Consider the following 6864-nt stretch of genomic DNA (forward strand, 5'->3'; position numbering starts at 1 on the left):
GCGGACATTGGGAGGGTCCGCTTTTGGCCCAGATGCCAATGTCCCCTCCTGGCGCAAAGCTGACGCCGATGAGCTACCGACCGGAGCGCGAGCCGAACGTCGGCCTCCTAAGCGTCGGGTCGCGCCGCTGCTCTCGCCAACTCCGCAGGTCAAAGCCCGGTTCTCGACGCGTCTTCTCGTCGGGGATCGTCTGGTCAATCAAGCGCACGAAATAGTCGACGTACTTGATGTCGTCCTCGTAGACGTGCGCATCCTCCGGCGAGCGGGCAACCTCAGCCTTCAGCTCCTCTAGTTCCTCCTTGAACGCGTCCCGGCGCTGCAACAGCTTGTCCCACTCCGCCTTTTCGTCGTGGCTCGCGGGGCCGTTGTAGCGAATGCGCAGCGTGTCTTCGTCGACTACGATCTCGTCGGGGTGAGGCACCGTTTCGGGCCGCTGCTCGTCACGCGCATCATAGTCGGCGAAGATCTTACGGTAGCGATCTTTGTAGTCCTTCACCGCTTGGTAGACCGTCCGGCGCGCGTCGAGAAGCTTGTCCTGTGTCGTTTGAACCATGCTGGCCGCGGCGAGCTGAGCCCGTCGATCACCCTTCAGCGCCGCGACACTGAGGCTGCGGAGGATCGCCTGTATCATCGGCAGCTCGACGATCTGGTCGTTCTCACGGATTTGCACCGGACGCGCCGCTTCGAGCAGGATCAGGTCCGCGATGTGGTAGTCCCAGAGGAGGTCCTTCACCGGTGGCTTCGCCTTGCGCGGGCGACCGCGAGGGTTGCCGGACCTGCCCTTCTTGAACTGATGCTCCACCGGCGGACTTCGGTATCCGACGACCGATTTCGAAGGGTTGCCGTCACCGTCGCTCACGCTACGGCCTCCTGTGACCGTGATGCCTCTGCCTCTTCGAAGGCGAGGTCGCTTTCCGCGTGCCTTGCGGACTTCCCGGTGAGCCGCTCATACCGGCGAATGATGGTGTCGCAGTAGAGTGGATCGAACTCGATCAAGCGCGCCGAACGCCCGCAGGTTTCAGCAGCGATCAGCGTCGTGCCGGATCCGCCGAACGCGTCCAGGACGATGTCGCCGCGCCTGGAGCAGTCGCGGATGGCGTCGGCGACCAACGCGGTCGGCTTGACCGTGGGATGCAGCTCCAGGCTCTCGTTGCGCTTGGACCCCAGGCTGCTGATCCCGGGATAGTCCCAGACATTGGTCCGGTAGCGGCCGGTGTCGCCAAGGCCGAAGGTGTTGGTGTGTGGCTCGGTCCCCACTTTGAACACGAAGACCATCTCGTGCTTGGAGCGGTAGAAGGCGCCCATGCCACCGTTGGTCTTGTTCCAGACGCAGACGTTCTTCAGTTCGCTGAACACGGCCTCGCCGGCCTCGAGCAATTCGCCCATGTGACGCCAGTCCATGCAGACGAAAGCGATGGCGCCATCTCGGCAGACTGACGCCATGGCGCCGAGGGTCTCGGTGAGAAAGCCGGTGAAGGCGTCCCGGGACATTTCGCCGACACCCATCGCGAACTCCCGATGCCGGATACGGCCGAGTCCGCAGACGTGGCCATCGATCGGCACGTTGTACGGGGGGTCGGTGAAGACCAGATCGACGGTCTCACTCTGCAGCAGGTCGGCGTAGTGCTGCCGGTTGCGGGCGTCACCGCAGATCAGCCGATGGCGCCCGAGGTTCCAGACGTCGCCCTGCCGGCTGACGGCCTGGGTGGCCATCTCGGGGATGTCATCCTCAGGGCCGGCAGGCCCGTCCGCATCGCTGGCGCGGGCCAGGTCCAGGGTGAGGTCGATCTCGGCCAGGGAAAAGCCCGTCAGCGTTACGTCAAATTGCAGGTCGACGAGGGCCTGGAGTTCGATCGCCAGGATCTCCTGATCCCAGCCGGCGTTGAGCGCCAGCTTGTTGTCGGCCAGCACATAGGCCCGACGCTCGGTCTCGTTCAGATGGGAGAGCCGCAGGGTCGGCACGCTCTCCATGCCCAGGAGCTTGGCTGCGGCGACGCGGCCGTGGCCGGCGATGATCTCATCGGCGTCGCCGATCAAAACCGGATTTGTGAAGCCGAAGCGTTCGATGCTGTCGGCGATCTGCCGGATCTGCTTTTTGGAGTGGGTCCGAGCATTGCGCTCGTATGGTCGCAACGAGCTTGGCGCCCGATGTTCGATGCTGTGCGCTGATTGCGAAGAAGCACCGTCCATAGAGAGAACGTACGGGCAACTTTCTCGATTCGCAACTTTGGTGATCGCCGCCTGAAGAGCTGTCGCAGGTTCGACTGGACTGCCGCCCAGCGGCGAGCATTGCTGTGAACGTCCAGCCCGGCGGTCCCGGGCTCTGCTCAGTGCGGGCCGGCCCTTCGGCCCCGCTGTGCAAAGGACAACGACAATGACGATCAAGCAGCGCCGCAGCCGCGAAAAAGCGAAGCGCCAGGATACCGAAACCCAGGCGAAGGCTCCTAAGGTCACCCGCGCGGAGACGCTCATCACTCTGATGGGGACAGAGACCGGCGCCACAGCCGCCGACCTCGCCGCCGCTGTCGGATGGCAGGTCCACTCGGTGCGCGGCTTCATCGCCGGGACGCTAAAGAAAAGGACCGACCTGAGCGTGACCGCCGTAAGGGTGGACGGCGTGACCCGCTACCTGGTGGCGGCGGTATGAGCGATCCGCACGCCCTTGAAGGCTTGAGCCTTGAGGACCTGCGGGCGCGCTGGCGGGAGCGCTACGGCGCCCCGCCCACGCTGCGGTCCCCAGAGCTGCTCGCCCACATACTGGCCTGGCGTATCCAGGCGGAACGCGAAGGTGGACTGGATGCCGACCTGCGCCGTGCGCTGCGGCGACCGGTGAGTGTCCGCGCCGCGGCTGAACCTGCGGGCGGCACGCGGATTGTCCGCGAGTGGGAGGGAGTGGCCCACGAGGTGATCGCCATAACCGGCGGGGGCTTTCTCTATCGCGGGGATCGCTACCGCAGCCTTTCTCAGATCGCTCGCCTGATCACCGGGGTCCGCTGGAACGGGCCCAGGTTCTTTGGGCTTCGCGATCCGGCGGACGCAAAATGACCCGCAAGGTGGCCTCGCCGGCCAAGGTCATCCGGTGCGCGATCTACACCCGCAAATCCTCGGAGGAGGGCCTCGACCAGAGCTTCAACAGCCTGCATGCCCAGCGCGAGGCCTGCGAGGCCTATGTGAAGAGCCAGGTCGCCGAGGGCTGGAAGGTCCTGCCGACGGCCTATGACGACGGCGGCTTCTCGGGCGGCAACCTGACCCGGCCGGGCCTGGAGAAGCTGCTAGCCGATGTCGACAGCGGCCGTATCGATATCGTCGTGGTCTATAAGGTCGACCGCCTGACCCGATCGCTGTCGGACTTCGCCAAGATCGTCGATCGGCTGGATGCGGCCGGCGCTTCGTTCGTGTCCGTGACCCAGGCGTTCAACACCACAAACTCGATGGGACGCTTGACGCTGAACGTCCTGCTGTCGTTCGCGCAGTTCGAGCGTGAAGTCACCGGCGAGCGGATCCGCGACAAGATCGCCGCCTCCAAGGCCAAGGGCATGTGGATGGGCGGCAACCTGCCGCTGGGCTACGACGCACCCATTGACCCGCAGACCCGAGCGCTGGTCGTCAATCCGGCTGAGGCCGAGACCGTCCGCCGGATCTTCCAGACCTACCTGGAGCTAGGCTCGGTCCATGCCCTGGAGGCCCGCCTGGATGCTGATGGGATTCGGTCGAAGCGGTGGGTCGCGAAGAACGGCCGATCCATCGGCGGCGTCCGGCTCTCAAGGGGCGCGTTGTTTCACCTGCTGAAGAACCGGGTTTACCTCGGCGAGATCCCGCACGGGGAGAAGTCCTATCCCGGGTGCCATCCAGCGATCATCGATCCCGATGTCTTCGAGGCCGCCAAGACCCTCCTCGCGGGAAACCGCGGGGCGTGGAAGCAGCGGCCACTGCGATCGGCGACCATGGCCCTAAAGGGACTGCTTTTCGATCTCGACGGCGCGCCGATGAGCCCCAGCTTCACCCACGGCAAGTCGGGGCAGGTCTATCGCTACTACGTCTCCTCACCCCTGCAGCTGGGCCGTCCGACACGCCCGGACCCCGACGCCGTCCGCCGTGTGTCCGCCCCCGAAATCGAGGAACTCCTACAGCATCATCTCGCCGGCCGGGTTCAGGCGCCGGATGGCGCTGACTTGCGGACGCTCTTGATGGCCGTGACCCGTGTCGAGGTTGGGGCCGCGGCCGTGCGAGTCACGCTCCTGAAGACGCGCCTACTTCGCGCGGGGCTCGCAGGTTGCGAAGTCATGATCGAAGATCCCAACCTGGCGATCCTCAGCCTGCCCATACGGTGCAAGCTCCGCGGGGGGCGCACCTGGCTCGTGCCGCCCGACGGTTCCGCCCACGGGCGAAACGCCCGCCGCGATCCGGCGCTGATCCGAGGCCTGCGTTTGGGTCACCGGATCGCGGGCGCCTTGGGCTGGAGCGCGGTTGATGGCGCGCTCGCCGCCACGGACATCAAGGCCCCCTCCAATGCCTATGAGCGCCGGATCTGCCGTTTGGCTTTCCTTGCGCCGGACATTCAGCGGCTGATCCTGGAAGGCAGCCAGCCACCGGGGTTCAACATGGAACTGCTGGTCCACGGACCGATCCCGACCTCCTGGGCGGCGCAGCGGCGGGCGTTCGGTTTTCCCGAAAGATAGTCCCTGTTACGGCGGGAATTGATCCCTGTTCCGCTGATTTACGATCCCTGTTCTGCGCGAAAATGTTCCCTGTTGTTTTCGTCGCGAACTTCGGCTTCAGGATCTCGTAAGTCACTCACAACACGCAAGAAAGTGCGGGTTCCGCGGTGATCGGGCCCGGATTTCGACCCCTGAAAAATGCACGAATTCCCTGTTAGCAGGGAATAACAGGGAAACTCGACCGGATCGCGGACCGGCAGAGACGGGGGCGGTATTGCCGCTCGCAGGCGCGCGAATTAGTGTGGAAACGGCTCGCGCCGCCGCGGTTTGGCGGCGAATAGCGCCGCGAATTCCGCGCCTTGCGTCAGAGCAGGGAATTCAGAGACCGGTTGGGGGTCTGAGTGGCGGTGAGAGAGGGATTCGAACCCTCGATAGGCTTTCACCTATACACGCGTTCCAGGCGTGCGCCTTCAACCACTCGGCCACCTCACCTCCGTCTCGGCGCGCCCGGGGGCGCGTGCGGAGGCGCGCATATACCGTCAGGGACGGTCGGGCTGCAAGCCGCTCAGGCGGGCCGGCGCGTAGAGGCTTTCGGCTTCGCGGGCGGCGAGCCGGCGCTCCAGCCGCCGCGAGTCCGACAGCCAGCCGTCGAGGTCGCGGGCGAGGTCCGGTGCGCCGGCGCGGGCGGCGGCTTGCAGGGGCGCGAGGCGGGCGGCGGCGGCGCGGAGCGCCTGCGTCTCCGCGGGCAGCCGCTGGTAGCGCTCATCCACGAGGAACAAGGCCGCCCGGGCCGCAGCGACCATGCGGGCGGCGGTCTCGGGGTCGGGCGCCGTGGCGGCGGCGGCCAGCGCGCGGCGGGCGTTGGCGAGGTGGCCGGCCAGCGTCACCGGAGCCTCCCGCGCCCGCGGGCAGGCGGCGGGGTCAAGGGCGGCCATATAGTCGACGAGCCCTTGGAGAACGGCGGCGGGCGGCTCGGCGCCGTCGAACTCCTCGACCACCAGCCCGCGGAGGAAGGCCGGCAGCGCCTCGGGCGGGGTTTTCAGCGTCGCGCGCGGCCCGGCGAGATCGGGGATGGGGCGAGGGTTGAAGACGGCGTCGCCGCGCACCCTTGAGAACAGCGAGCTGGTGACATCGGCGGTGCCCGGCGGGCCGGAGAGACCCGGAAAACGAAAGCGGGGATTGTCGCGTCCGCCGGCGTGGCAGCTCTCGCAGGAGAGCCCGGCGCGCGCCGCCTGACCGCCGAGCAGCAACGGATCTCGGAACGCCGCCCGGCCGATCTCGACTGAGCGGGCCAGCGCGGGATCAGCGGGTGTCTTCAGGCATTCGGCCGGTTCGCGCCCCAGGGCGGCGGCGAGGTCGGCCCCAGGCGCCAACCAGGCCATCGCCCGCAACGGGCGCAGGCGATCCGATGCAAGCGCAGTCGACGCCGCCAGGGCCAGCGCAAGGCCGGCAGCCGCGCGGAGCCGGCTCAGCGGCCGGGCTCGCCGCCCGCGTCGATCCAAGACCGTAGAGTTTCGGCCTCGGCGCAACCGTAGGCGCAGACCTGTTCCAGCCGGGCCAGCATGCGCCGCGCCCCGGCGACGTCGCCGCGCTCGACCTTGAGTTCACCGTAGTATTCCAGCGCGCCCCGGTGATCCGGCGCTGCGGCGAGCGCCTGGCGATAGTAGCCCTCAGCTGTTTCGAACCGACCGAGCTTGCGATGCGCAAAACCTTGGTAGGTCAGCACGTCGGGGTGCGGTCCGAAGGCGGCGCGGGCCGCATCCAGGCTCTCCAGCGCCGACTCGTAGCGGCGCTCGTTGATCAGGCCCACGGCGTCGAGATAGGCACGGTCGCCGACGGCGGCGAGGATCAGCGGCTGATCAAGTCGGGCGCTGGGGCCGGGCGCAGCGCCGAGCGCCTTTTCCACCTCTGTGGTCAGGTTGCGAAGAGCTGCGGCGTCGCAGCCGGCGCCGCAGTTGGCGGCCTTGGCCTTCAGCCAGTCGAGCTGCTCCTGGGCCTTAGGGTCCTTCAGACGGGCCAGCGCCAGGCCCAGGCCCCCGCGCGCGCCCAGATCGTCGGGCGCCATTTTCACCGCGCGCTCGTAGGCCCGACGGGCGCCCTTCCAGTTTTCCGCGCCGGTCTGGGCCGCGCCCAGCAGCTTCCAGCCGTCGAGGTTCTGCGGCACGGCGTCGGTGACACGCGAGGCGGCGCGGGCGGCGCCCTTGTA

The 6864-nt window shown here is 67.4% G+C and carries 7 protein-coding genes and 1 tRNA gene; 3 read left to right on the forward strand and 5 right to left on the reverse strand.

The window, feature by feature from the left end; all coding sequences use genetic code 11:
- Positions 1 to 73: 73 nt before the first annotated feature.
- The gene (locus tag ACIQ3R_RS13140) at positions 74 to 859 is read right to left on the reverse strand and encodes a DUF5681 domain-containing protein (protein WP_397419209.1); all 786 of its coding nucleotides are present in this window, start codon (positions 857 to 859) and stop codon (positions 74 to 76) included.
- The gene (locus tag ACIQ3R_RS13145; RefSeq protein WP_397419211.1) at positions 856 to 2133 is read right to left on the reverse strand and encodes a site-specific DNA-methyltransferase; all 1278 of its coding nucleotides are present in this window, start codon (positions 2131 to 2133) and stop codon (positions 856 to 858) included. Before ACIQ3R_RS13145 ends, ACIQ3R_RS13140 begins: the two co-directional genes overlap by 4 nt.
- Positions 2134 to 2374: 241 nt before the next feature.
- On the opposite strand from ACIQ3R_RS13145, the gene ACIQ3R_RS13150 reads away from it, so the two are divergent.
- From ACIQ3R_RS13150 to ACIQ3R_RS13160, 3 genes are read left to right on the forward strand one after another with little or no spacing between them, the layout of a single operon-like run.
- Positions 2375 to 2647 (forward strand): DUF3489 domain-containing protein, encoded by a 273-nt coding sequence (locus ACIQ3R_RS13150; protein WP_397419213.1) that lies wholly within the window; start codon positions 2375 to 2377, stop codon positions 2645 to 2647.
- Positions 2644 to 3045 (forward strand): DUF2924 domain-containing protein, encoded by a 402-nt coding sequence (locus ACIQ3R_RS13155; RefSeq protein ID WP_397419215.1) that lies wholly within the window; start codon positions 2644 to 2646, stop codon positions 3043 to 3045. The genes ACIQ3R_RS13150 and ACIQ3R_RS13155 overlap by 4 nt, the downstream gene beginning before the upstream one ends.
- A complete protein-coding gene (locus ACIQ3R_RS13160; RefSeq protein ID WP_397419217.1) occupies positions 3042 to 4679 on the forward strand; it encodes a recombinase family protein in 1638 nt (545 codons plus the stop codon). Before ACIQ3R_RS13155 ends, ACIQ3R_RS13160 begins: the two co-directional genes overlap by 4 nt.
- Positions 4680 to 5060: 381 nt before the next feature.
- On the opposite strand, the gene ACIQ3R_RS13165 is transcribed toward ACIQ3R_RS13160, so the two are convergent.
- The 3 genes from ACIQ3R_RS13165 to ACIQ3R_RS13175 all read right to left on the reverse strand — a co-directional run.
- Positions 5061 to 5150: transfer RNA gene (locus ACIQ3R_RS13165), tRNA-Ser, on the reverse strand.
- 47 nt (positions 5151 to 5197) lie between these two features.
- Positions 5198 to 6160 carry a hypothetical protein gene (locus ACIQ3R_RS13170; protein ID WP_397419219.1) on the reverse strand — a complete coding sequence of 321 codons (963 nt, stop codon included), beginning with the start codon at positions 6158 to 6160 and terminating at the stop codon, positions 5198 to 5200.
- The coding region (locus ACIQ3R_RS13175; protein WP_397419221.1) for a tetratricopeptide repeat protein at positions 6127 to 6864 on the reverse strand (738 nt) is incomplete at its 5' end. The genes ACIQ3R_RS13175 and ACIQ3R_RS13170, both read right to left, overlap by 34 nt.

The organism is Phenylobacterium sp. (genome assembly GCF_044371015.1).
Classification (GTDB): domain Bacteria; phylum Pseudomonadota; class Alphaproteobacteria; order Caulobacterales; family Caulobacteraceae; genus Phenylobacterium.